Origin of the sequence: Clostridium sp. UBA2485 (assembly GCF_002341865.1) — a bacterium.
GTDB lineage: Bacteria > Bacillota > Clostridia > Clostridiales > Clostridiaceae > Clostridium_J.
Window position 1 is genome coordinate 20,673 of the sequence record NZ_DDOV01000084.1, and the last position, 22,706, is coordinate 43,378.

The following is a 22,706-nucleotide window of genomic DNA, read 5'->3' on the forward strand; positions in this document are numbered from 1 at the left end:
TAGGAGGATTTAAATGATTTATTATAAAGATGATGAAATTAAGATAAGGGATATTTGCGGTGAAGATATTACAAGCCTTTTTTCATGGAGAATAGATAAAGAAGTAAATAAACATGATCCAAGACCAATTCCTCAAAATACTAAAGAATTGATTAAGGAATGTATAGAGTGTGGTAGAAGATTCGATAATGAAATAATTAATGAAAATATAAGCGATAGAAAATATAAATATTTTATGATTACAAACTGCGAAGACTCTCCTATAGGTTTTGTAAATTTTTTTAGTATAGATAGAGTAAGAAAAGAAGGAGAAATGGGCATAGAAATAGGAGATAAAAGATATTGGAATAAAGGTATTGCCTATAAAGCAGTAAAAGTGGCAACTGAGTATATATTCAGTAACATGGATATAAAAAGAATATATATAGAAACTAGCGAAAATAATATACCTGCACTAAAATTATTTAAGAAACTTAATTTTACAGAATGTGACGAATATGTAGAATATGAAGGTTTTAAATTTGTTGTTATGGATAAAAGAGTCTAGGGACGGTTCATAATTTTTCATTAAAACTTTAAAATTTTTAGACAAGCTGTTTAGTGATTTTTGGAATTTTTAATGAACTGTCCCCTAAATATATTAAAATAATTGAAAAATGAGGTAGCTGAAATGAATGATATATTTAAGAAAATAACAAGAGATGTAACTTTAACAGGAGACATTAGAAAAGATTCATATGATCTTCTTATGAAACATAATAAAATTATAATAGCAAATCATTCATTGAGGGTTACAGAAAAAGCTAAACTTTTAGCTAAACAATTTGGGGTTAATGAAAATTTAGCTGAGGTTGCAGGACTTTTACACGATATAAGTGGTGTTTATCCAAATGAAGAAAAACTAGAACTTTGTAAGAAACTTAATATAGAAATTTTATTAGAGGAAGAAAGATTTCCAATGATTCTTCATCAAAAAATATCTAGAGTTATGGCGACAGAAATATTTAATATTAGTAACGAGGAAATTTTAGAAGCTATTAGTTGTCATACTACATTAAGATCCAACGCTTCTCCACTAGATATGGTTTTATTTATAGCAGATAAAATAGAGTGGGATCAAAAAGGACTACCACCCTATATTGATGAAGTGGAAAAAGCTCTTAATACATCGTTAGAGTTATCCACATTTAAATTTATTAAATATCAAATGGATAATAAAGAAAATCTTAAGATTATACATCCATGGCTATTAGAGGCTTACTTAGATTTAGAAAAACGACTGATATAGTATTAATTTGTATGAAATGAATTTTAGGGGGATATAAATTGATTGAAGGAAAAAAAGTTATTATAAGACCACTTGAAATTGGAGATGAAGAATATCTATATAGATGGTGGAATGATGAAAGTATGATGGAGCATGCTACTCTTGCCTTTGGTACTCTTCAAAGTAAAGAAAGAATTAGATTGAGCATATTAAAAGAAATAGAAAATAGTGAACTTTATCCAGAAAGAAAGAGATTTTTGATATTAAGAAAAGAAGATATGATGCCTATTGGAGAAATTAATTATAATGGCTTTGATAGCAGAAATCAAAAATCTGAATTTGGAATAAAAATTTGTGAAGTTTCCGAACAGGGTAAAGGTTACGGAATAGATGCATTATATCATTTTATAGATTTTATGTTTAGGTTCTTAAATCTAAACAAAATAGAATTAACTACAATGATAGATAATAAGAGAGCACAAAGTCTTTATAGAAAATTAGGCTTTAAAGAAATAGGAATAATTAGAAGTGGTTATTTTGACTCTAGAATTGGTGAATTTTCAGATGTAATGTACATGGATATATTAAAAGATGAGTGGCTTAAAATAAAAAATAAGGCATCTGAAATAAAATAACTAGTATATTAACTAGTTATTTTATTTCAGATGCCTAACATAGATTTTTAATAACTGACTATAGAGAAGCTTAATCTGCTATAGTAAAAAGGTTTAGCTGAATTTTTAGATAACAATTGTATTATTATTTTATAAGAACTCTATAATAATCTCAAATTACGAGTTACTAATTATGTGGTTTTCTTAAGAATATCTACATAACTTATAAGATATATAAAATAACTAGTCAAAGATAAAACAGATATTTTGTGTGAGACAAAGGATTATAGCATACTGACTAGTTATTTTAAAAAGCATCTTTTGTAATAATTTGTTAATATTTTAATATTAAGTTTGGCTGTTAAAATTTCATTTTATTATTTTCCCATCTTTATCATAGGCTTTAATATTTTCGTCCCAAGATTTATTATCTAATAGCTCAAACCAAAATATGGCTCCATTTTTTTCTTTTATCACAGCATTTATTTCTTTACTGGATAAAGTTAATTTTGATATATTTGAATCATATATTCTTCCCGTTATTAAATAATACTTATTTCCATTAGGCATTGTGATTTCTGACCATGCAGCCATATATGGAGAAGGTGAAATTGGGTCAGATTCGAATCTGTAAAATGAAGACAATCTACACCAAACCCAATCTTCTTTATCTTTACTCACGCATGCTATACCTAAAGAATTATCCACTGTAAAAAATATTATTTTGTTTTCATCAAGTTCTTCTTCATAAAGTAAATCTTCAATAGAAGCTCCATCTTGTTGTAATCCTTTTTCAATAGCTTCATTATAACTTTTGCCTTTTACCCAATTAATATTAAAGTCTTCCTTTTGCTTTTTATTACATACTGTTATAGTTAATATCAAAATTAGGAGAAGAGTAAGAATTAATTTTATCTGTGATCTCAATTTTATAGTCACCTCATTAAATCATATTTAATACTGTCTATAGATTCTTTATAATATAAATATCTGGTATTATGTTATTGCATTGGTATTATATAATATGTGGTGATTCTTGTATCAATTCGTAATATGCTTATATAGTGTATTTCTATATTTAATTATGAAAATCCTATCATGTATTTTAAAATAATACTATAATATAAACTATAAATATTTAATTATATGCTTAGGCATCTGAAATAAAATAAGCTAATATAATAAAAAGCTATTTTCTTAAAAATCCCTTATATAAAAAGCAAATGAAGGAGGATATATTATGACTTGGAAACTAAAAAAATTTGAAGAGTTAACTACACTAGAGTTACATAATATCGTAAGGGAAAGAATTAACGTATTTGTACTGGAGCAAAATTGTATATATGAAGAATTAGATGGATTAGATTTAAAATCGTATCATCTTTTTAAAGAAGAGAATAATAATGTAATTGCTTATCTTAGAATAATTCCTAGAGGGTTGGTATATGATGAAGTTGCTATCGGTAGAGTTTTAACTGCTAAAGAATATAGAGGTAAGGGGATTTTTACAGAACTTGTGGAAAAAGCTATAAATTTTATAGAAAATGAATTAAATGAGAAAAGCATAAAAATTTCTGCACAGGAATATTTAAGGAAGGCATATGGAAAATTTGGATTTAAGGAAGTATCAGAAGTTTATTTAGATGTTAATATTCCACATGTAGAAATGGTTTATAATAGAAATAATAGCTTATAGAATAAGGGAATAAGAGGTATGATATAATTAGAGTATATTTATTTAGAGAGGAAAGAAAATATATGATTTCAATAGAGAATATTAAAAAGTTTATATATAAAGTAAATGATAAATACTCTATAGATTTAGCTTACATTTTTGGATCGGTAGCTAGAAATCAATACAATAAAGAGAGTGATATTGATATAGCTATTAAATTTAAAAATAAATATTCGAAGATGGATGAAATATTTATTCGTGGTGAAATAATAGATATTGGAAAAGCATATTTTAAAAGGAATGTAGATATTGTATCCTTAGATAATGCTCCAATAGCTTTAAAGTATGAAATAATAAAAGATGGTATACTTCTTATAGATTGTTATGAACGAGTATCTATAGAATCGCTAATTATTAGAGAATATTTTGACTTTAAATATTTTAGTGATATATATGATAAAGAAATTATAAAAAGATTAAAAGATGGAACATATTTTGGAGGAGAAAATGGTTAGAAGAGAAGTAGTAATTTTTAGAATTGATAAGTTAAAAGAATACTTAAGATATTTAGAAGATGTTTAAAATACAGTAGAGAAGAGTATATAAAAAATCCTTTAATATATGGTTCAACTGAGAGATTTTTGCACTTAACAATTGAATGTGTTATGGATATTGCTAATCATTTAATATCAGATTTAAGGTTTAGAAAACCTGAAAGTAATAGAGATGTATTTGACATATTATATGAAAATGATATTATAGATAGAAAACTTAAAGAAAACTTATGTAACATGGCATCTTTTAGAAATATACTAGTACATGATTACTTAAAACTAGATAGAGAAATTGTTTATGGTATAATTTTAAATAATCTAGATGATATAATAACATTTGCAAATATAATAAAAGATTATATTTAAAAGCACTAATGTAATTAAATTACTTTATTCGAAGGGATGTATTTAAGATGGATAAAAATCTTTCATGGTATATCGAAAAAAGAGTAGAGCGAACCATAGAAGGTTTAAATAAACGGAATATGGAAGGTTACTTTGTTAATGACGAAGTTGAATTAATAGAATTATTAAAAAATCTAATTCCTCATGATTCTATAGTTGGAGTTGGCGATTCTATGACGCTTTTCGAAACTGGAGTTATAGACTTTCTTCGCAATGAAAAATACATCTTTTTAGATAAATATAAAGATGGCATTACAAAGGAAGAAAAAAGAAAAATTTATGAGAAAAACTTTTCTGCAGATACTTTTCTTTGCAGTACAAATGCTATCACTGAAAGTGGCGAACTTTATAATATAGATGGTAATGGAAGTAGAGTTGCGCCAATGTTATATGGACCTAAGCAGGTTATATTAGTAGCTGGAATAAATAAGATAGTTAAAGACATAGATGAGGCAGAAAAAAGAGTTCGAAATTATTCAGCGCCTATTGATGCTAAAAGACTAAATAAAAATACTCCATGTACTACTTTAGGATACTGTATTGATTGTAAAAGTCCAAATAGAATTTGTAATGACTTTGTAGTTATAAGAGGACAATTTGTTAAAGGAAGAATAAAAGTTATTTTTGTTGGAAAGCAACTTGGATATTAATAAATTTTATATAGATCATAGTTAGTGAAATATAAGCAATATTTTTTAAATAAATAGGTCATTTCTCAGAAGAACTGAGAGATGACCTATTTATAAATTGTGAATTCTATCTTAAAAAGTTATTTTTGAGATGTTTTTTTCTTTTCAAACTTTAAGTGACTTATATCTATTTTAGTATTATCCACCATGTGAGCAATTTCTGGGTGTCTATCATCATATCTTTTCATGAATCTTTCATAATATATTTTCATAACTCCAGCTATAGGAACAGCAATAAGCATACCTACCATTCCGTAAACTGCACCACCTACACTTAGTGAAAGTATACAAGTAACAGGATTAATGCCTACACTATCGCCAGACATTTTAGGTCCAAGCCAGTTACCATCTATTTGTTGTAAAATAAATAGCCATATAAATACAACTAAAGCTGTTATTGGTGAATGGAATATATTTAAGATTGTCCCAAATACTATACCTAAAAATGGTCCGAAGATTGGAATCATGTTGGTTACTCCAAAGAATACGGAAATAAGTATGATATATTGAGATTTTATAAATATTAATCCTATAAAGCAAGCTATAGCAACTATTAAAGATTCTAGAGCTCTAACCCCTAGATATGTTCCTAGCATATCATTTGTACAGTGTAGCAATTCTAATATTTTTACACCATACTTATTTTTGAATATAATGAATATTCCTTTTTTAAGAGATTTTACAAAAATTTCTTTGTAAATTAAATAATATATGGCAATAATAAGAGCAAATCCCCATTTAATAATAGAAGCAGTCACTGAAACCAATGATGAAAGTAAAGCATTAAATAAAGTAGTAGACCATGCTCCTAAGGTTTTTGCTAGATCAAACTTTTTAGTTAATTCTAAAACAAATTTGCTATTAACATTGTCTCCAATCCATTCATTAGCAGATGAAACCATATATGGTATAGAATTAATAAGATTTTTAATATTTCCAGTAATTCCAGGAACTAAATATACTATAGAAAGAGTGAATATCAAAATCACTATTACACAAGTTAAGAGTACGCTTATTCCTCTAGAAACCTTCAATTTTTTTTCAATATAAACCATCAATGGATTTAATGCATAGGCTATAACTGCACCTAATATAAAAGGTGATAATATCCCCATAACAAACTTATAAGCATCTGCTACTATTGAGTAGTTATCAATAAGTTTAATTCCTATATAAGCTAATAAAATTATAACTAATATATGGAGATTTTTCTTTATCTGTAATTTTAAATTCTCCATTTACATCTCCCCTCCATGCAAAATATAAAACAATTATATCATAGAATAATAATTATTAGTTATGAACTAATTTAGTTTTAATGCTAATCTAATAGAAAATGTGTAAAAGGATGATTTTTTTGTTAAATTAAGTTGACATTTTATAAAAGCAGGCATATCATAGAAATATAATAAAGAACGGGTGATTTTTTATGCAAGTGCTAAAGGATGAAGTTAGAAATTCTATAATTGAGGCTGCTAAAGATGAGTTTTATGAAAAAGGCTTTGAAAAAGCAGCAATTAGAATCATTGCTAAAAAGGCAGGAACTACCATAGGAAATTTTTATAATTATTTTGAAAGCAAAAATGAGGTTTTTTCAATTGTAGTGAAGCCCATTATAGAAAAGGTTGATTATTTAATAAACTATCATCATAAAAGTGATGTAGAAGTCAATAATTTTTCTAAGGAAATGATTTTTTCAGAATTAAATACTTTTTTTCCACTAGGATTTGAAGAAATTTTTAATAAAAGCTTTGTAATTCTAATGGAAGGAAATAAAGGCAGTGAATTTGATGGCTTTAATTTTAAATTTCTTTCAATGTTAGAGGGACATTTTTTAAGTCATTTAGAAAAAAATAAACATAATGTTTTATTATCAAAAATGATAGCAGCGGCTTTTTTACAAGGAATTTTGACGATGATTAAGTGCAACCCTTGTGAGGAATTATCAAAAGAAGCATTATATAACTATTTATTTATATTTATAAAAGGAATTGAATTGTAATACATAAGTTATATAAAATAGAAACTTAAATTAATCAAGTAAAACATACTGTAAAATTGCAGTATGTTTTATTAAAAAACAAAAACGAACAATTGATTTTTATTGCGGAGGGGAGTTTATGATAGAAGTTAAAAATTTGAATTTTCGATATAAAAATAGCAAAGAAGACAGTATCAGAAATATGAATTTTAACATTAAAAGAGGTGAAGTTTTTGGATTTTTAGGTCCATCAGGAGCAGGAAAAAGTACGGTCCAAAAGATTCTTCTAGGACTTATGAAAAACTATAGAGGAACTGTTAAGGTAATGGATCAAGAAGTGAAAAATTGTAATGGAGAATATTATGAGAAAATTGGAGTAGGATTTGAGCTTCCTAATTTATATATGAAATTAACCGCTATAGAAAACTTAGAATTTTTTAATAAACTTTATAAGAATAGTTGCACTAATATTTTAGAATTGCTAAAAATAGTGGGCTTAGAAAGTCATAGACATAAAAAGGTTGAAGAATTATCAAAGGGTATGAAGATGAGACTAAATTTTTGTAGAGCACTTTTAAATGATCCTGAATTATTATTTTTAGATGAACCTACTTCAGGCCTTGATCCAAATAATTCTAAGGTGATTGAGGATATTATTCTAAAGAAAAAACATGAAGGAAAAACTACAATTTTAACTACTCATAATATGAGCATTGCAGAAAAAATATGCGATAGAGTTGCTTTTGTAGTAGATGGTGAAATTAAACTTATAGATAACCCAAGAGATTTAAAGCTTAAATATGGAGATAAGAAAATTAGAGTCGAATATAAAGAAAATGGTATTTTGCGAAAGGATTTTAGCTTAAAATGTCTAGGAGAAAATAGGGAATTTCTTCACATTATTGATAATAAGGAAGTGGAAAAGATTTATACACTAGAGGCGTCCTTAGAAGAAATTTTTAGAGAGGTTACAGGGAGGATTCTAGTATGAGAATTTTACACAGCATAAAGTATGATATTATGTCTCAATATAAAAATGGTATTTATTTTGTATATGGTTTTATTTCTACCATTTATATATTAGCTCTCCAATTAATACCTAATAATTTTACCAATAGGGCATTAATATTTTTAATTTTTTCCGACCCTACTTTTTTAGGTTTTTTCTTTGTAGGAGCTATGGTGTTATTAGAGAGGAATCAAGGTATACCTTTAGCTTTATCTATAACTCCATTAACATTGCAGGAGTATATAATATCAAAATGTATATCCTTAAGCCTTATTTCAGTCATAGTAAGCTTAATTATTACCTTTACAGTTAAAGGAGTAGAATTCAATATAATTTTATTAACAAGTGTAGTTGTAGTAAATTCTATAATTTTTACATTAATAGGTTTAATAACAGGAATGTATTCAAAAACTTTAAATCACTATTTCTTAATAGCAACACTGGTAGGTATAGTAATAGCAATTCCGCTTTTAAATTACTTTAAAGTTACAAGTTTTGGACTTTTCAATCTATTTCCTACTTATATAGCTATAGCCTTAATTGAAGGGGCTATTTATAGAAGTGAAATTAATATTATATATTTTCTAATCTCTATAATTTGGATGATGGTATTATATTATTTAGCAGAAATAACTCTAAAAGATAAGTTTGTTTAGGGTAGGTGAAAACATGAAAAAATTATTAATTTTAATAAAGGAAGATTTAAAAAACATATATAAAGATCCTATGTATTTAATTTCTTTTACTTGTCCATTATTGTTAATTATATTTTGTACAATAGGAATTAAATTTATAGAGAGTAAGTTTAGAATGCCTTTAAGTAATTACTATGCTCTTATACTGTGGATGGCATTAATAATGACACCTTTTCTTATAGGAGTACTTGTAGGATTAATATTATTAGATGAAAAAGATCAAAATTTAATAATATATTTTTCTATAACACCCCTTAAAAAAGTGAATTACTTAATATATAGATTATCAATGCCTTTTGCTATTAGTTTTATAATGAACTTAATATTATTCATAACTACAAATTTAATAAAAGCTAGAATGATTAATATTTTTATAATAGTATTTCTAACCTCACTTTTAGCACCTATAACTACAATTTTTATGGGAGCTTTTGGAGAAAATAAACTTCAAGGATTAACATTAACTAAGCTTTGTAGTTTTATATTGTTTATACCTGCAATAAATTATTTTATAGATAGTAAAATAAAATTTCTAACCTATATAATACCTAATTATTATAGTTTAGAAATAATAAGAAATAACTATATAAATGGAAAGATTTTAGTTTTTAGTTTAGCTGTAAATATAGCATGGATATTTTTATTAGGAAGAAAATTAGTGAACCAATAATGTTTTTTGAGTTAATTTAAATTTATTGTATGATTTTTAAAGTTTTACTAAAGAATGAATGAGAAAATAAGGGTATTCCTAAATTACATGAAAGATTTACTACTAGAATTAAAGAAATAGAAAATAGAATTAATATTTTAAAAAAGCGAATACTCAATTTAATGTAGTATTCACTGATTGTTATTTTAGTTAAGATATAGAGAAGAAGCTGAGTTAAGTAGAACAATCCTATAAGGCTTAGTAGCTGAGCATTTAGCATTATTAGTTTTTAAGCCTTTTAGGTTTGTGAAAACAAAACCTCAGATAAATTCTCTAGAAAGTTTTTTAGAAATATTATAAAAATTGTATATTATCTATATTTAAGTTATAAGTTACATCTTTTCTCTCAACTATAACTTTTATTTTATCCTTTACTTCTTCATCCTCCATAACTTTTGTTAAAAGCTCCTTAGTAGGATTTATACAGTAAGGTATTCCTACAGACTTAAACATAGTAAAATCACCAGATGTATCACCATATGCATAACTTCTTTCAAGATCTATATTATATTTTTCTTTCAATTCCATCAATGCTTTTTCTTTACTTTCAGAATCCCACATAGGTATTATGTCACCTGTATAAGTTTCATTTTCATCTAGCAAGTATATTGAGCCTCTATAATCATCCATATTGTATTTGTTTGACATCTCTCTTACAAGCTCAATTGGAGAACCAGATATAGCAATAACTATATGACCTTGTTCTTTATGCCATCTTATTCTCTCTCTTGAAAATGTATATACTCTATCCCCTTTTTGTTCTATTACTTTTTTTGCAATGTAATCTATATGATTTTTACTTATACCTTTTATAGCTTCTATATATATATCTACCATTTTTAACAAATAAGTATCGTAATCACCTTGTCTTTTATCCCATTTAATAAAAGATGGTCTAACTTCACTATACCATTTTTTTTCTTCTACTAATTCATATTTTATTATCTTTTTAAAAACTTCTGTTATCAAACCTTCTCTATATATTGTTCCATCAATATCAAAAAATGCTGCGATATTTCCCATAGTATTCACTCCTAACAATATTGAATTTTTTTATATTTAATAATAGATTGTATCATATTATTAAATAATGTCAAAAAATAAATCATTATTTTAAAATATTAATATTTATATACATATATAGATATGCCAATTTAAAATTAATGTATACATTTAAATAATCCATACTTAATTGTGCATTGTGCATTATGAATTAAATCCACCTCAGGGGAACAGTGGTGAAGCCCTGAAAGGGTTCTCCTGAGGTGCAGTATGGCTTGGAACAACATACAAAATTTTTAAGCAATATTAATAGAGATAGCCAATATAATTAAAATACTAGTTAATGTATTACATAGTGTGCATATCACATAAAACACAGTGGTGGAATTAATTTTAAATTTCTCAGCTTCTGCTGAGAAATATCCACAATTGTGAATTTTGCATTGTAAATTAAGTTAAGTTTTCAGTTGTGAATTGTGAATTAAATTAAGGTGTAAACTGTTTTAAAATATAAAGATACTGAACTATATTTATATTGACAATATATACTAAAATATGATAAGATAATCTTCGTTATAGGGGTATGGCTCAATTGGTAGAGTAGTGGTCTCCAAAACCATTGGTTGCGGGTTCGAGTCCTGCTGCCCCTGCCAAATACCTAATATTTTTAGGTAACTTTTCTAAGATAGTTAAATAATTTATAGCGTTTAAATTTGAGATATTAAAAATGTCCTTCAATTTATTTTGGGGGATATTTTTATGTATTTATGGAAAACATGAAATTTATAGAGATATTAGAATATAATATTATAAATCACTTGACTTAATCAGATAATTGTTAAGTAAATCAATTGTCTAAATTTACATTAAATAAATATAAATAAATTGTAGAATTTTCTTGATAGCTTTGGTATAATCTAAGCTGATAACTTTATTATATAGGTTATGATTTTATAAATTTAAGAGATAAATATTAAAAAATTTTATTTTGAGATAAGAGGGATATTATGAGTACGGATAAGTCGATAAGTAGTAAAAACCAATTATTTAAAATAAATAAAGAAGAGGGGTTAATGGAGAAAATAGGAACAACAGCGTCTTAATAAAGAAGTAGTTTTAACAATATTAAGATAACGTTGGTTAACGCTTTGGAGTTTGTCCTAAATTTATAAAGTAATTTATAATCCATATACAAAGACAGCTAGTTTTATCAAAGAGATAAATACTTATGAAATCTACACCCCTGCAATTTTTATGCAAGGGGTTTTTTTATTTTTATATAACATGATTTAAGGAAATTGATGATTTGTAATTAAAATTGTCAAATATATAAAGTTAGTAATTTTAAATTTACATAAACAAACAATATAAGGTAGGGGTGATTTTCTTGATTGACGTAATGGTTCAATTAAAAGGTATTAGCAAAAGATTTGTAGGAAGTGATTCCTTAGCAGTTAAAGAGGTTTCTCTAGATATTAGGAAGGGAGAATTTTTAACAATTTTAGGTCCCAGTGGGTGTGGTAAAACAACAACATTAAGAATGATAGCAGGTTTTGAAGATCCAAGTATAGGTTCTATCTTTATAGATGAAGAAGATGTATCAAAAGTACCTGCATACAAAAGATGTGTTAACACAGTATTCCAAAGTTATGCATTATTTCCTCATATGAATATTTTTGAAAATGTAGCTTTTGGCTTAAAAGTGAAAAATGTGTCAGAAAGCAAAATCAAAGCAAGAGTAAGTGAAATGTTAAAAATGGTTCAACTTGAAGGCTATGAAAATAGAATGCCAAATGAGCTTTCAGGTGGGCAAAAGCAAAGGGTTGCTATAGCAAGAGCTGTTATAAATAATCCAAAAGTGCTTTTATTAGATGAACCTTTGGGAGCATTAGACTTAAAACTTAGAAAACAAATGCAATTAGAGCTAAAACAGCTTCAAAGAAAATTAGGTATTACATTTATTTATGTAACTCACGATCAAGAAGAGGCATTAACTATGTCTGATAGAATTGTAGTTATGAATAAAGGCGTTATAGAACATGTTGGTACTCCAGCAGAAATCTATGAAAAACCAAGAACTAAGTTTGTTGCAAACTTTATTGGTGAAACTAATCTATTTGAAGGCACAATTTTAGAAAAAGGTGAGGACAGATATCTTATAAATAAAGATGCTGGAGAAGAAATACTAATAACTGATTCTCTGATTTCTATGGCACAGGAAATTTGTCTTGCAATTAGACCAGAAAGAATTAAACTTTCAAATAATGTTGATATTGGAATGGTTGGAATAAAGGTAAATGTTAAAGAGAGAATTTATAATGGTTCGGTTATTAAAACCGTTGTTGTTACTAAAAATGGCATGGAGTTCGTTGTATCAGAACCTATAAGTGACGTATACTCCTTAGATGCCCATAATAAACCATACGTGTTTGCCACATGGAACCCTAAACACGCAGTGGTGGTACAATAATGCGGGGTAAACTTAGCAAAGCTTTTTCAAACTTTCTTGGAAAGCTATTGCATAGGACAGAAAATAAAAATGCTTCATTAGAGAGTCAAGAGGGTTTTAAGAGAAGATTTTTAAAGTCTGCCCCAATATTTAAAACCATAGGTCCAGTCGCCATATGGTTAATTACATTTTTTATTGTTCCATTACTTCTTGTGCTAATAGTTAGCTTTCTATCAAGAGGTGAATATGGAGATATCCAGTTACCTTTTACATTGGACAATTATAAAAGATTATTATCTCCTATATACGGACAAATATTAATCAAGACACTAATTATTTCTATTAGTACCACTATAGGATGTTTGATTATAGGATATCCATTTGCATATTTTATAGGAAGAGCTAATAAAAAATATAGAGGACTTCTATTACTTTTAGTTATACTTCCATTTTGGACTAATTCTTTAGTTCGTACCTATGCATGGATAATATTATTAAGAACGGAAGGGGTAATTAATACCTATTTAATGAGATTTGGACTTATTTCCAATCCAATACAAATGCTTTATACAGATGGTGCTGTGCTTATAGGGATGCTTTATATAATGCTGCCATTTATGGTGCTTCCTATTTACACTTCTATAGAAAAATTAGATATGAGTTATATAGAAGCTGCCAATGATCTTGGTGCTTCACCATATAAAACTTTTAAAGAAATAACTCTACCTTTAACTATGCCTGGTATTGTAGCAGGATGTATGCTTGTATTTATACCAACATTAGGTTATTTCTTTATATCAGATTTAATGGGTGGAAGTAAAACGATGCTTATTTCTAACCTAATTAAAAATCAGTTCCTAACCTCCAGAGACTGGCCATTTGGTTCAGCTATAGCAGTAATTGTAATAATACTAATGCTCATAGCTATTGGCCTTTACTTTAAGGGAACTACACCGAAAAAGGGCACAGAGGAGGTTAGTAGTTAATGGATAAGAAAAAAAATCTGTTAAGTAAAATATATGCAGCTTTAGTATATGGATTTTTATATTTACCAATTTTAGTTTTAATAGTATTTTCTTTTAATAAATCAAAATTAAATGCTACATGGTCGGGATTTACACTAGATTGGTATAAAAGTTTATTAAATAATGCTCAAATATTAGAGGCACTAAAAAATAGTTTAATTATAGCCTTCGTGAGTACTTTTTTTGCAGTAGTTATAGGCACATTAGCTGCTATTGGTATGTATAGGTATAAATTTAAGGGAAAAAAGGTTATGGAAGGATTATTATATATTCCAGTGGTTATTCCAGAAATAGTTATGGGTATATCAATGCTTGCCTTTTTTTCCTTACTTAATTTAGAAGCAGGATTATTAACTTTAATACTTGCACATATAACATTTTGTATTGCTTATGTTATTATAGTAGTTAGAGCAAGATTAGATGGATTTGATATTGCTTTAGAAGAGGCTGCACTAGATCTTGGTGCTACACCTTGGCAGACCTTAACTAAGGTTACATTACCAGTAATATCACCAGGGATTATAGCAGGAGGATTGCTTGCTTTTACTTTATCCTTAGATGATGTTATTATAAGCTTTTTTGCTTCTGGACCAGATAGTAATACACTGCCACTTAAGATATTTTCAATGGTTAAGTTTGGTGTTACTCCGGAAATAAATGCTCTATCAACAGTGATGATGGTATTTACTTTAAGTATGGTACTTATTGCTGAAGGTATAAGAAGAAATGCTCTTAAAAATAAGAAGATTAAAAAAGCATTATCAGCAGTAGTAGTTTCACTAATGGTATTTGGAGCAGGATTTATTATGTTCGGGAATGTAGGACAAACTGAAAAAGAAGTATTAAATCTATTTAACTGGTCTGAATTCTTACCTCAATCAGTTGTAGAACAGTTTGAAAAAGAATATAACGTAAAGGTTAATTACGCTACTTTTTCTTCAAACGAAGAAATGCTTGCAAAACTTATGGGCGGAAATATACCTTATGATCTAGTAGTTACTAGTGACTATGCTATTGAGATAATGATTAAGCAAAATTTAATTCAAGAAATAGATAAGGCTAATGTACCTAATCTTGTGAACATAGATAAAAATGTATTAGATTTAGGGTTTGATCCTAATAATAAATATAGCCTACCTTATATGTGGGGAGGCAATTATATAGTAGTGGATAGAAGCAAGATATCAAAAGAAATTACATCCTTTGATGGATTATGGGATAGTGAGTTTAAAAATTCTATGGTTATCTTAGATGACCCAAGAGTTATTGTAGGTATGGCGCTTCAAAAGAATGGATATTCTATAAACACTACAAATCCTGAAGAACTTAAAAAGGCGAAGGAAGATTTGATAAAGCTAATGCCGAACATAAAAGCTTTTGATAGTGAATCGCCAAAAACACTATTAATAAATGGAGAAGCTTCAATAGGATATGTATGGGGTACAGAAGCATATCTTGCCAAACTTGAGAATCCTAATTTGGAAACAGTTCTAACAAAAGAAGGAGTAGTTCCACAATATGACAACTTTGTTATACCAGCGAAGGCTAAAAATAAGAAATTAGCAGAGGAATTTATAAACTTCATTTATAGACCAGAAATTAGTGCTCAAGTATCTGAAGAGTTCCCTTATGCAAATCCAAATCAAGCAGCTTATCCTCTAATTGATCCAGGTAAGTTAAATGACATAGCTGTTTATCCACCAAGAGAGGCAGTAGAAGGTAATGAACTTATTAAAGATGTAGGAGAAGCTACAAGATTATTCGACGATATATGGACTGAAGTTAAAAATAGTAAAAAGTGATAATAAATTAAGCCTTGGGAAACCAAGGCTTAATTTATTGATAAATTCTAGAATTATATCTTTTATTAAAATGCATAATATTCATATTCATCCAAATTTTGAAAAACATATTGATTTACGAACATATGTTTGGTAAAATCATAATAAATAAAATTAATTATTAATGGGGGATAGATATGGATATAAGACATAAAAGGATTAGAGAAATTGTAGAAAAGGAATTGTCATGTTCAGCACACAACCTTGATCATGTACTTAGAGTGTATAATCTATGTATGTTTTTATCAAAATACGAGGAAAATGTAGACCTAGAAGTTCTTATTCCGGCAGTGTTATTACATGATATTGCTAGAGTGAAAGAGAGTAAAGATAAAACAGGAGAAATTGATCATGCCATATTGGGGAGCGAAATGGCAGAGGATATATTAAGAAATTTAAAATATGAAGAAGATAAAATTGAAAAGATAAAGCACTGCATTATTACACACAGATTTAGAACTGATAATAGACCTAAAACAATAGAAGCTAAAATACTTTTTGATGCAGATAAACTTGATGCACTTGGTTCAATTGGAATTGCTCGCTGTTTTATGCTTGCAGGGCAATTTGGACAAAGCTTATCAGTAAAGAATCCAATAGATACAAATACTTCAGATAATGGAAGACTAAAAGATGTTTCAAAGCATTCACCTTTTATTGAGTATGAAGTAAAGTTTAAGAAAATTCCAGAAAAGCTACATAGTAAAAAAGCAAAAGAAATTGGTATTGAACGATTAAAATTCATGGATGACTTTTTTAAAAGATTAGATTTAGAGATAGAAGGAATTCAATGATTTAAATGTAATTATTGAGATATAATGTAAATTAGCTAGCATAATAGATTAATTTAGAATTAATTTGATGACAGTCTATCATATTAATTCTGCTATGATAAGAAAAAAGGAGAGATTGAATTGAATAAAAAAGAAGTAATTTTTGTGCTGTTAAATGAGTATGCGGACTGGGAAAGTGGATTTCTTGCACCAGCTCTGCATGGAGGAATTCAAGATGGTCCTACAAAATATTGTGTGAAAACACTGGGTTTAACAAAAGCACCAATACAGTCTTTTGGCGGCTTCTATACCTTTCCAGACTATGATATTAATAGTCTCCCAGAAGAGTATTCTGCACTTGTTTTAGTTGGTGCCAATCATTCTTGGCACACAGAGGAAGCAAAACAAATAATACCACTCATTGAAACGACTCTATCAAAAAATCTGGTTTTAGCTGCCATCTGTGATGCTACAGTTTTTCTTGGTGTAAATGGATTTTTAAATGCAAATAAACATACAAGTAATACCCTTGAAGTATTAAAAACAATTTCTGAAACTAAATATCTAGGAGAAAAGAATTATTTAGAACAACAAGCGGTAAGAGATGGTAAGCTAATCACTGCAAATGGTACAGGCTATCTTGAGTTTACCAAAGAAGTATTACTTGCCCTAGAAGCATATTCTCCAGAACAGATTGAAACATATTACAATACTTATAAACGCGGGTATTACGAAATGATAAAAAGTATAAGAGATTAACTTATAAAGCATGAAGGAAATTAAAAAAACACCTATATCCTTCATGCTTTTTATTTATCTATAAGAGTTTATAAATAAAGTAATGTATATTATAATTTATATTATGCTTAAGCTTTTTAAATGTAATTACTTTCAGATATCATATTTAAAAAGTATTTATGAACTTGCATATCATCAGTTAGTTCGGGATGAAAAGCAGTAACTAATATATTATCTTGTCTTGCAGCTACAATCTTTCCATCTATCTCAGCTAGTATATCTACAGTATCCTTACAGGAAATAATATAAGGAGCACGGATAAAAACCATAGGAATTTGCCCAATATCTTTGAAATCTGAAACTATCGTAAAACTTCCCAGCTGTCGTCCATAACCATTTCTCTTCACAGTAGTATCCATAGAGTTAAGATAGGTTGTATTGTCACCACTTATCTCTTTAGATAATAGAATAAGTCCTGCACAAGTACCGAATACAGGTAGTCCTTTTTCTATTGCAGATTGTATTGGTTTTAGTAAATTAAGTTCAGTTAATAATTTACCAATAACTGTGCTTTCACCACCAGGTAGAATTAACCCGCTTAAGTCCTCTGTGAAATCTTTAAGTTGTCTAATTTCACAGCATTCTACACCTAATTGACGTAAAACTTTAATATGCTCAATGAATGCTCCTTGTAGACATAATACACCTATCTTCATTGTCCACGCTCCGCCATTAGTAATTCTATTTCTTGTTCATTGATTCCAACCATAGCTTCACCAAGATTTTCTGAAAGTTTAGCTATTAAATTAGCATCCTTATAGTTTGTAACTGCTTGAACTATAGCAGCAGCACGTTTTTCAGGATTACCAGATTTAAATATACCAGAGCCAACGAATACACCTTCAGCACCAAGCTGCATCATCAATGCTGCATCTGCTGGAGTTGCAATACCACCAGCGGCAAAATTAACAACTGGTAATTTCTCGTTTTCATGAACATATTTAACTAACTCATAAGGAACTGCTAATTCCTTTGCAACTAAGTATAATTCATCATCCCTTTTTGAAGCAATAGCACGGATATCGCTCATAATTTTTCTCATATGACGTACTGCTTGTATAATATCTCCTGTTCCCGGTTCTCCTTTAGTACGTATCATAGATGCACCTTCATTTATGCGTCGTAGTGCTTCCCCTAAATCTTTTGCGCCACATACGAAAGGAACATTAAATTGCTTTTTATCAATATGGTAAATATCATCTGCTGGAGATAAAACTTCACTTTCATCTATATAGTCAATTTCAATAGCTTGTAAAATTTGAGCTTCTGCAAAATGTCCAATACGAACTTTTGCCATAACTGGAATAGAAACAGCTTCTTGAATACTTCTAATCATAGCAGGATCGCTCATACGGGAAACCCCTCCAGCTGCTCTAATATCTGCAGGAATACGTTCTAGTGCCATAACGGAGCATGCTCCAGCAGCTTCTGCTATTTTTGCTTGTTCTGGTGTAGTTACATCCATAATTACTCCACCTTTTAGCATTTGTGCTAAATTTTTATTTAATTCATATCTTTCCTGACCCATGTTAAAACCTCCATAATCTTGACAATTTTCTTGAAATAATAATATAATACATCTGATATGCCTTCAATAACCAGAATTCAAATATTTAATAATGCCAGATAGGAGTTATGTTATGATTACAGTAATATTTAATGATAAAAAAGAGGGGCCTCTTTATGAGCAGCTTTATATGCATATAAGACATATGATTGAAGGAGGTTCCTTAAAAGCAGGCGAAAAACTTCCTTCTAAAAGAGCATTTTCTTCACATCTGCAAGTTAGCCAAGTTACTGTTGAAAACGCATATAATCAGCTTAAAGCAGAAGGGTATATTAATGCTGTAGAAAAGAAAGGGTACTATGTTCAACAAGTTGAATTTATACCTAAAATAAAATCTAAAGTTGAATGGGAAGTAAAACATGAAATTCAATCTCCTAATGATGTAAAGTTTGATTTAAAAACAAATACTGTAGATACTAGCAATTTTCCTTTTTCAGTTTGGACAAGACTAATGCGTGAATGTCTTAACAACGAAGGGGACTCTTTGCTTAAACCTGTACATCCTCAAGGTGATATTGAATTGCGCAATGTAATAGCAAAATACCTTCAAGAATTCCGTAACATGAATGTATCAGCGGAACAAATAGTTTTAGGTGCAGGTTCAGAATATTTATTAGGGCTTATAACAGAAATGCTTCCAAATCATGCTTTTGCAGTGGAAGACCCAGGATATTATAAAACCTCTCGTATTCTACAAAGTCGTAAAGTAAATATGTATTCAATTCCAATGGATAAAGAAGGAATGTGCATTGATGAACTCAAAAATACTCCTGCTACTGTTGTGCAGGTGACTCCATCACATCACTTTCCACTTGGAACAATAATGAGTATTAATCGCAGAAGACAGCTTTTGCAATGGGCTTCACAAAGTGATGAAAGATATATTATAGAAGATGATTATGATAGTGAATACCGATTTGTGCTAAAACCTATTCCAACCCTGCAAAGTTTGGATCATAATGATAAGGTAATTTATTTGAATACTTTTGCTAAAACCCTTGCTCCTTCTTTACGTATCGGATATATGGTACTACCTAAAAAATTACTGTTACATTACAGAGAGCAGCTTATGTTTTATTCCTGTACAGTTTCGGAGTTTGAGCAGCGTACTTTAAGAGCTTTTATACAAAGTGGTTACTATGAGCGCCACTTGAATCGTATGAGAAAAATATATAAGAATCGTAGAGATGCATTTTTAGAGGGATTGATGCCTTTAAGCCATATGATTTCCATAAGTGGAGAGGATGCGGGGATGCACCTTCTTTTACAAGTAAATAATGGCATGAGTGAAGCTCAGCTTATTGAAAGTGCAAAGAATAAAGGTGTTGGAGTTTATGCTTTGTCAGATTATTATATTAAAAAAATTCCTGATACAAAAACAGTTGTAGTAGGATATGCTTCTTTTACTCCATCAGAATTAAAAAAAATAGCTTCTCTCTTAGTAGAAGCTTGGAAATAAATTAATAATAAGTGGCTTATCTTATTATGTAAAATATGGTAATATTAATAAAAGAACAATTTGTATTGTATAAGTATTAAGAATTATAAGTTTATCCATTAATTATATCTCAAACAAAGCTTTAAGGAGTGATAAAAATATGTAGATCTTTTTAAAATTCACAAATAAAAATTGATAATGGCTTTTATAAGGAGATGTTTATTAATGGATTTAACGTGGAATTTAGATAATATCTACACTTCTTTTAGTTGTGAAAAATTTAAAAAAGACATGGAGCAGCTTAATATCTATATAGCTTCTATAAATAAATTAGATATAAGGCATTGGAAAGAGGACGAAAGCTCTTCTTCTAAAATTGAAGAGTTTTTAAAGCTTAATAATGAATACAAGAAAGTATATTTTAAATTATCTTCCTATTTATATTTAATTATGAATATGGATTTTGAAAATACTGAAGCAATGAACATTTCGGATGATATTGAATATAAAAATTTAGAACTTACTAAAGTTTTTGTAACATTTAGTAGGTGGCTTAGTAATATTACAAATTTGGATGGAATAATAAGTACGTCACCATATCTTTTAGAACACAAATTCTATCTTTTAGAGCTTTTAAGAAAATCAAAGTATCTATTAAATGAAAAAGAAGAATTAATTTTTGCTAAAATGCAAATATCAGGTTCGCGGGCTTGGCAGAAGCTTTATATGGAGACAATAACCGCTACTACAGTGGACATTACTATTGACGGTGTAGAAGAGAAAGTTACACTTGCAGAGCTTAGAAATATGGCATATGAAAAAGATACTTCTTTGAGAAAGGCTGCTTATTATGCAGAAAATGATTTGTGTAAAAATATATCACAAATTTGTGCTAAGTGCATAAACTCAATTGGCGGTGAAGCCCTTAATGTATATGAAGTTAGAGGGTATAAATCACCTTTAGAAAAAGTTTTATTACAATCAAGAATGGATTTTGAAACATTAAATGTTATGACCACGGCCATAAAAGAAAGCCTTCCAATGTTTCATAAGTATTTTTATAAAAAAGCAGAATTACTAGGATATAAAGACAATCTTCCTTTTTACGATGTTTACGCACCTATAGGTGATAACAATGTGAAAATTTGTTATGATGATGCTAAAAACTTGATTATAGATAGTTTTAAAAATTTTAGCGAACAACTTGCTTGTTTTACAAAAAATGCTTTTGAGAATAGATGGATTGATGCAGAACCACGAAAAAATAAGGGCAATTATGGATTATCCGTAGACATTTTTCCAATGAAAGAGAGTAGAATAATGACTAGTTTCAATGGTAGATATATTGATGTCAGTATACTAGCTCATGAAATTGGGCATGCGTACCATAGTTCTAAGCTTTATAATGAAGAGATGTTAAATACTGAGTATCCTATCCCCATTGCAGAAACTGCTTCAATTTTTTGTGAAACTATAGTAAGTAATGAATTATTAAATATATTACCAAGTAGTCAAAGTATAGAAGTGTTAGAAAGAAGTATTTCTGATGTTGCTTATTATATAGTAGATTTTTATGGGAGATATCTATTTGAAAATAAGTTTTTTGAACAAAGGAAATTAGGAGCATTGTCTGCTGAGGAGCTAAATAAATTAATGATTACTTGTATGAGAGCTTCTTACGGTAATAGTATTAAAGAGGAAACTATTCATCCATATATGTGGATGAATAAGGTTGGATATTTTATGGTTGGTAATGAATATTTAAATTTTCCATATTTTTTTGGTGTTCTATTTTCAAAAGGTCTTTATGCTGAATATATAAAAGAAAAAAAGAACTTTGAGAAAAAATATGATATATTTCTAAGTCAAACAAGCAAAAACAATATTGTTGATATTGCAAAAATAGTTGATATAGATGTTCAATCTATGGATTTTTGGAGAAATGCATTAAAAATTATAGAGAAAGATATTGAAAGGTTTATTGAATTATAGAATGGTATCTAAGTACTATAGGAAGACTGCCTCATAAAGTTGAGTATATTAGTTTTTAATCATTACTATTTGAAGTTTGCAGATTATCAGATGGTATAAACATGTCATTACTAAAAGTGACACAATATATATGGGCATAGAAATGGAGCAGCAAGGAGAACCATTAAATATGTAAATAGAAATAACATAAATTTTATTAATCCTAGAATACTAATAACATAAG

General features: G+C 28.3%; 23 protein-coding genes and 1 tRNA gene. 19 read left to right on the forward strand and 5 right to left on the reverse strand.

The window, feature by feature from the left end; genetic code table 11:
• The first annotated feature begins 13 nt into the window (after positions 1-13).
• The 3 genes from B3603_RS17420 (at position 14) to B3603_RS17430 (ending at position 1,902) form a co-directional block, all read left to right on the forward strand.
• Positions 14-547, forward strand: a complete 534-nt coding sequence (locus B3603_RS17420; protein ID WP_291567270.1) for a GNAT family N-acetyltransferase — start codon at positions 14-16, stop codon at positions 545-547.
• Between the two features lie 123 nt (positions 548-670).
• Positions 671-1,288, forward strand: coding sequence for a bis(5'-nucleosyl)-tetraphosphatase (symmetrical) YqeK (yqeK, locus tag B3603_RS17425; RefSeq protein ID WP_291567272.1), 618 nt, complete (start codon positions 671-673; stop codon positions 1,286-1,288).
• A 38-nt stretch (positions 1,289-1,326) separates the two neighbouring features.
• The gene (locus B3603_RS17430; RefSeq protein ID WP_291567274.1) at positions 1,327-1,902 is read left to right on the forward strand and encodes a GNAT family N-acetyltransferase; all 576 of its coding nucleotides are present in this window, start codon (positions 1,327-1,329) and stop codon (positions 1,900-1,902) included.
• 348 nt (positions 1,903-2,250) lie between these two features.
• Here the strand turns inward: B3603_RS17430 and B3603_RS17435 are convergent, their stop codons facing one another.
• Positions 2,251-2,766 carry a hypothetical protein gene (locus B3603_RS17435; RefSeq protein ID WP_291567275.1) on the reverse strand — a complete coding sequence of 172 codons (516 nt, stop codon included), beginning with the start codon at positions 2,764-2,766 and terminating at the stop codon, positions 2,251-2,253.
• 355 nt (positions 2,767-3,121) lie between these two features.
• Here B3603_RS17435 and B3603_RS17440 point away from each other — a divergent pair, with 355 nt between their 5' ends.
• From B3603_RS17440 to B3603_RS17455, 4 genes are all read left to right on the forward strand, one after another.
• Positions 3,122-3,577 carry a GNAT family N-acetyltransferase gene (locus B3603_RS17440; protein ID WP_291567277.1) on the forward strand — a complete coding sequence of 152 codons (456 nt, stop codon included), beginning with the start codon at positions 3,122-3,124 and terminating at the stop codon, positions 3,575-3,577.
• A 62-nt stretch (positions 3,578-3,639) separates the two neighbouring features.
• Positions 3,640-4,071 (forward strand): type VII toxin-antitoxin system MntA family adenylyltransferase antitoxin, encoded by a 432-nt coding sequence (mntA, locus tag B3603_RS17445; RefSeq protein ID WP_291567279.1) that lies wholly within the window; start codon positions 3,640-3,642, stop codon positions 4,069-4,071.
• A gap of 87 nt (positions 4,072-4,158) precedes the next feature.
• On the forward strand, positions 4,159-4,476 hold the full coding sequence (gene hepT / locus B3603_RS17450; RefSeq protein WP_291567399.1) for a type VII toxin-antitoxin system HepT family RNase toxin: 318 nt from the start codon (positions 4,159-4,161) through the stop codon (positions 4,474-4,476).
• 47 nt (positions 4,477-4,523) lie between these two features.
• The gene (locus B3603_RS17455) at positions 4,524-5,165 is read left to right on the forward strand and encodes a lactate utilization protein (RefSeq protein WP_291567281.1); all 642 of its coding nucleotides are present in this window, start codon (positions 4,524-4,526) and stop codon (positions 5,163-5,165) included.
• Between the two features lie 119 nt (positions 5,166-5,284).
• Here the strand turns inward: B3603_RS17455 and B3603_RS17460 are convergent, their stop codons facing one another.
• Positions 5,285-6,442: an AI-2E family transporter gene (locus B3603_RS17460; protein WP_291567283.1), complete on the reverse strand. Its 1,158-nt coding sequence runs from the start codon at positions 6,440-6,442 to the stop codon at positions 5,285-5,287.
• A 191-nt stretch (positions 6,443-6,633) separates the two neighbouring features.
• Here B3603_RS17460 and B3603_RS17465 point away from each other — a divergent pair, with 191 nt between their 5' ends.
• From B3603_RS17465 to B3603_RS17480, 4 genes are all read left to right on the forward strand, one after another.
• Positions 6,634-7,206 carry a TetR/AcrR family transcriptional regulator gene (locus tag B3603_RS17465; RefSeq protein WP_291567285.1) on the forward strand — a complete coding sequence of 191 codons (573 nt, stop codon included), beginning with the start codon at positions 6,634-6,636 and terminating at the stop codon, positions 7,204-7,206.
• 118 nt (positions 7,207-7,324) lie between these two features.
• Entirely contained in the window at positions 7,325-8,176 is an 852-nt protein-coding gene (locus B3603_RS17470) for an ABC transporter ATP-binding protein (RefSeq protein WP_291567288.1), read from the forward strand.
• The gene (locus tag B3603_RS17475; protein WP_291567290.1) at positions 8,173-8,850 is read left to right on the forward strand and encodes a hypothetical protein; all 678 of its coding nucleotides are present in this window, start codon (positions 8,173-8,175) and stop codon (positions 8,848-8,850) included. The genes B3603_RS17470 and B3603_RS17475 overlap by 4 nt, the downstream gene beginning before the upstream one ends.
• A 13-nt stretch (positions 8,851-8,863) precedes the next feature.
• A complete protein-coding gene (locus B3603_RS17480) occupies positions 8,864-9,559 on the forward strand; it encodes a hypothetical protein (protein WP_291567292.1) in 696 nt (231 codons plus the stop codon).
• A gap of 333 nt (positions 9,560-9,892) precedes the next feature.
• Here the strand turns inward: B3603_RS17480 and B3603_RS17485 are convergent, their stop codons facing one another.
• Positions 9,893-10,621 carry an HAD-IB family hydrolase gene (locus tag B3603_RS17485; RefSeq protein WP_291567294.1) on the reverse strand — a complete coding sequence of 243 codons (729 nt, stop codon included), beginning with the start codon at positions 10,619-10,621 and terminating at the stop codon, positions 9,893-9,895.
• Between the two features lie 556 nt (positions 10,622-11,177).
• Here B3603_RS17485 and B3603_RS17490 point away from each other — a divergent pair.
• The 6 genes from B3603_RS17490 to B3603_RS17515 all read left to right on the forward strand — a co-directional run bounded on the left by B3603_RS17490 (position 11,178) and on the right by B3603_RS17515 (position 17,447).
• A tRNA-Trp gene (locus B3603_RS17490) sits at positions 11,178-11,253 on the forward strand.
• 734 nt (positions 11,254-11,987) lie between these two features.
• Complete coding sequence (locus B3603_RS17495) at positions 11,988-13,070, forward strand: ABC transporter ATP-binding protein (RefSeq protein ID WP_291567296.1); 1,083 nt, start codon at positions 11,988-11,990, stop codon at positions 13,068-13,070.
• Positions 13,070-14,035 (forward strand): ABC transporter permease, encoded by a 966-nt coding sequence (locus B3603_RS17500; RefSeq protein ID WP_291567298.1) that lies wholly within the window; start codon positions 13,070-13,072, stop codon positions 14,033-14,035. The genes B3603_RS17495 and B3603_RS17500 overlap by 1 nt, the downstream gene beginning before the upstream one ends.
• Positions 14,035-15,876, forward strand: a complete 1,842-nt coding sequence (locus B3603_RS17505) for an extracellular solute-binding protein (RefSeq protein WP_291567300.1) — start codon at positions 14,035-14,037, stop codon at positions 15,874-15,876. Before B3603_RS17500 ends, B3603_RS17505 begins: the two co-directional genes overlap by 1 nt.
• A 176-nt stretch (positions 15,877-16,052) precedes the next feature.
• Positions 16,053-16,709 (forward strand): HD domain-containing protein, encoded by a 657-nt coding sequence (locus B3603_RS17510; protein WP_291567302.1) that lies wholly within the window; start codon positions 16,053-16,055, stop codon positions 16,707-16,709.
• 120 nt (positions 16,710-16,829) lie between these two features.
• Positions 16,830-17,447: a DJ-1/PfpI family protein gene (locus B3603_RS17515; protein ID WP_291567304.1), complete on the forward strand. Its 618-nt coding sequence runs from the start codon at positions 16,830-16,832 to the stop codon at positions 17,445-17,447.
• 116 nt (positions 17,448-17,563) lie between these two features.
• On the opposite strand, the gene pdxT is transcribed toward B3603_RS17515, so the two are convergent.
• Positions 17,564-18,142, reverse strand: coding sequence for a pyridoxal 5'-phosphate synthase glutaminase subunit PdxT (pdxT, locus tag B3603_RS17520; RefSeq protein WP_291567307.1), 579 nt, complete (start codon positions 18,140-18,142; stop codon positions 17,564-17,566).
• Positions 18,139-19,014 carry a pyridoxal 5'-phosphate synthase lyase subunit PdxS gene (gene pdxS, locus B3603_RS17525; protein ID WP_291567309.1) on the reverse strand — a complete coding sequence of 292 codons (876 nt, stop codon included), beginning with the start codon at positions 19,012-19,014 and terminating at the stop codon, positions 18,139-18,141. The genes pdxT and pdxS overlap by 4 nt, the downstream gene beginning before the upstream one ends.
• 112 nt (positions 19,015-19,126) lie before the next feature.
• On the opposite strand from pdxS, the gene B3603_RS17530 reads away from it, so the two are divergent.
• Together B3603_RS17530 and B3603_RS17535 are read left to right on the forward strand one after the other, a co-directional pair.
• Complete coding sequence (locus B3603_RS17530) at positions 19,127-20,512, forward strand: PLP-dependent aminotransferase family protein (RefSeq protein WP_291567311.1); 1,386 nt, start codon at positions 19,127-19,129, stop codon at positions 20,510-20,512.
• Between the two features lie 204 nt (positions 20,513-20,716).
• Entirely contained in the window at positions 20,717-22,483 is a 1,767-nt protein-coding gene (locus tag B3603_RS17535) for a M3 family oligoendopeptidase (protein ID WP_291567313.1), read from the forward strand.
• Positions 22,484-22,706: the final 223 nt, after the last annotated feature.

Excerpts from the sequence above, each read along its gene's own strand:
- B3603_RS17420 (WP_291567270.1), top strand. The coding sequence starts at position 14 with ATGATTTATTATAAAGATGATGAAATTAAGATAAGGGATATTTGCGGT.
- yqeK (WP_291567272.1), top strand. The coding sequence starts at position 671 with ATGAATGATATATTTAAGAAAATAACAAGAGATGTAACTTTAACAGGA.
- B3603_RS17440 (WP_291567277.1), top strand. The coding sequence starts at position 3,122 with ATGACTTGGAAACTAAAAAAATTTGAAGAGTTAACTACACTAGAGTTA.
- mntA (WP_291567279.1), top strand. The coding sequence starts at position 3,640 with ATGATTTCAATAGAGAATATTAAAAAGTTTATATATAAAGTAAATGAT.
- B3603_RS17455 (WP_291567281.1), top strand. The coding sequence starts at position 4,524 with ATGGATAAAAATCTTTCATGGTATATCGAAAAAAGAGTAGAGCGAACC.
- B3603_RS17460 (WP_291567283.1), bottom strand. The coding sequence starts at position 6,442 with ATGGAGAATTTAAAATTACAGATAAAGAAAAATCTCCATATATTAGTT.
- B3603_RS17465 (WP_291567285.1), top strand. The coding sequence starts at position 6,634 with ATGCAAGTGCTAAAGGATGAAGTTAGAAATTCTATAATTGAGGCTGCT.
- B3603_RS17470 (WP_291567288.1), top strand. The coding sequence starts at position 7,325 with ATGATAGAAGTTAAAAATTTGAATTTTCGATATAAAAATAGCAAAGAA.
- B3603_RS17475 (WP_291567290.1), top strand. The coding sequence starts at position 8,173 with ATGAGAATTTTACACAGCATAAAGTATGATATTATGTCTCAATATAAA.
- B3603_RS17480 (WP_291567292.1), top strand. The coding sequence starts at position 8,864 with ATGAAAAAATTATTAATTTTAATAAAGGAAGATTTAAAAAACATATAT.
- B3603_RS17485 (WP_291567294.1), bottom strand. The coding sequence starts at position 10,621 with ATGGGAAATATCGCAGCATTTTTTGATATTGATGGAACAATATATAGA.
- B3603_RS17500 (WP_291567298.1), top strand. The coding sequence starts at position 13,070 with ATGCGGGGTAAACTTAGCAAAGCTTTTTCAAACTTTCTTGGAAAGCTA.
- B3603_RS17505 (WP_291567300.1), top strand. The coding sequence starts at position 14,035 with ATGGATAAGAAAAAAAATCTGTTAAGTAAAATATATGCAGCTTTAGTA.
- B3603_RS17510 (WP_291567302.1), top strand. The coding sequence starts at position 16,053 with ATGGATATAAGACATAAAAGGATTAGAGAAATTGTAGAAAAGGAATTG.
- pdxT (WP_291567307.1), bottom strand. The coding sequence starts at position 18,142 with ATGAAGATAGGTGTATTATGTCTACAAGGAGCATTCATTGAGCATATT.
- pdxS (WP_291567309.1), bottom strand. The coding sequence starts at position 19,014 with ATGGGTCAGGAAAGATATGAATTAAATAAAAATTTAGCACAAATGCTA.
- B3603_RS17530 (WP_291567311.1), top strand. The coding sequence starts at position 19,127 with ATGATTACAGTAATATTTAATGATAAAAAAGAGGGGCCTCTTTATGAG.
- B3603_RS17535 (WP_291567313.1), top strand. The coding sequence starts at position 20,717 with ATGGATTTAACGTGGAATTTAGATAATATCTACACTTCTTTTAGTTGT.